The organism is Nocardia sp. NPDC058640 (assembly GCF_042716995.1).
GTDB lineage: Bacteria > Actinomycetota > Actinomycetes > Mycobacteriales > Mycobacteriaceae > Nocardia.
In genome coordinates, this window is the sequence record NZ_JBHXRG010000067.1 from 1 (window position 1) to 1,079 (window position 1,079).

The 1,079-nt window shown below is 54.6% G+C and carries 1 rRNA gene; it reads left to right on the forward strand.

The features are described from left to right. Positions 1-1,029, forward strand: a 23S ribosomal RNA gene (locus tag ACFWU5_RS29060); the annotation flags it as partial. Positions 1,030-1,079 lie beyond the last annotated feature (50 nt).

The window sequence follows — 1,079 nt, forward strand, 5'->3', positions numbered from 1 at the left end:
GGCGAAGCTGAGAATTTAAGCCCCGGTAAACGGCGGTGGTAACTATAACCATCCTAAGGTAGCGAAATTCCTTGTCGGGTAAGTTCCGACCTGCACGAATGGCGTAACGACTTCTCTGCTGTCTCAACCACAGACTCGGCGAAATTGCATTACGAGTAAAGATGCTCGTTACGCGCGGCAGGACGAAAAGACCCCGGGACCTTCACTATAGCTTGGTATTGGTGTTCGGTACGGTTTGTGTAGGATAGGTGGGAGACTGTGAAGCTGGCACGCTAGTGTTGGTGGAGTCGTCGTTGAAATACCACTCTGATCGTATTGGACTTCTAACCTCGGACCATGATCTGGTTCAGGGACAGTGCCTGGTGGGTAGTTTAACTGGGGCGGTTGCCTCCCAAAATGTAACGGAGGCGCCCAAAGGTTCCCTCAGCCTGGTTGGCAATCAGGTGTTGAGTGCAAGTGCACAAGGGAGCTTGACTGTGAGACTGACAGGTCGAGCAGGGACGAAAGTCGGGACTAGTGATCCGGCACCGGCAAGTGGAAGCGGTGTCGCTCAACGGATAAAAGGTACCCCGGGGATAACAGGCTGATCTTCCCCAAGAGTCCATATCGACGGGATGGTTTGGCACCTCGATGTCGGCTCGTCGCATCCTGGGGCTGGAGTAGGTCCCAAGGGTTGGGCTGTTCGCCCATTAAAGCGGCACGCGAGCTGGGTTTAGAACGTCGTGAGACAGTTCGGTCTCTATCCGCCGCGCGCGTAAGAAACTTGAGGAAGGCTGTCCCTAGTACGAGAGGACCGGGACGGACGAACCTCTGGTGTGCCAGTTGTTCCGCCAGGAGCACTGCTGGTTGGCTACGTTCGGAAGGGATAACCGCTGAAAGCATCTAAGCGGGAAGCCTGTTCCAAGATGAGGTTTCTCTCCCACTTGATGGGTTAAGGCCCCCTACAGACCATGGGGTTGATAGGCCAGAATTGGAAGCCAGGTAACTGGTGTAGGTGACTGGTACTAATAGGCCGAGGGCTTACAACGAAGATGTTACGCGTCCACTGTGCGGTTTCTGAAACAACAGACACTGCAGCA